Source organism: Polynucleobacter sp. UK-Mo-2m-Kol15 (genome assembly GCF_018881505.1).
Taxonomy (GTDB): Bacteria; Pseudomonadota; Gammaproteobacteria; order Burkholderiales; family Burkholderiaceae; genus Polynucleobacter.
This window is the reverse complement of sequence record NZ_JACVQC010000003.1, coordinates 1-678: the sequence shown is the minus strand read 5'-3', so window position 1 is coordinate 678 and position 678 is coordinate 1. Positions and strand designations below refer to the sequence as shown.

1 protein-coding gene is annotated in these 678 nt (G+C 41.6%); it reads left to right on the top strand.

Annotated elements, in window-relative coordinates; genetic code table 11:
* Positions 1-127 precede the first annotated feature (127 nt).
* The coding region (locus ICN43_RS11080) for a tetratricopeptide repeat protein (protein WP_216200118.1) at positions 128-678 on the top strand (551 nt) is incomplete at its 3' end.

The following is a 678-nucleotide window of genomic DNA, read 5'->3' as shown; positions in this document are numbered from 1 at the left end:
CCCCCTCAAAATAGACCTCATCTACCTTTCTTTTGCACACGGTTTTGTTTTGCTGATTAGATATTTTTTAAGATAATGTCTATCGAACTCTCTCTTAAAGTAAGCATTGTGGCTATAAAATACTGCTATGAATCCTCAACTTCAAGCCATGCTTCAACAAGCCATCCAGGCCTTTCAGGATGGAAATTTTAATAGCGCGGATTTAATTTTAAAAAGAGTTTTACAGGTCGACTCAAAAAATCTCCCAGCACTCCATGTCCTGGGCTTAATTAAGGCCTCTCAATCAAATTACAGGGAGGCTGCTGATTATTTATCTAGGGCAGCTCGAATTCACCCGAATGATGCCTCAATACAATACAACTTAGCGAAAGCTCTCTCGGACTCTGGTAATGATAAAGATGCTCTTGCTCATCATAAAAAGGCGGTTGCTTTAGCACCCAATAATCCCGAGGCTTGGCTTGGCTATGGAAACACTGCGTCTAATTTGGGTCGCTATGACGATGCTTTAGTTTGGTATAGCAATGCGCTTAGTTTGAGGCCTGACTATGCGGAGGCTGCATTAAATAAAGGCGCAACTCTTAAAGAACTTAAGCGATACGAAGAAGCGATAGTATTTGCTGACCAAGCTTTGGTGATCAATCCCAATTTAGCTGAGGCATGGTCAAACAAAGGTGTTGC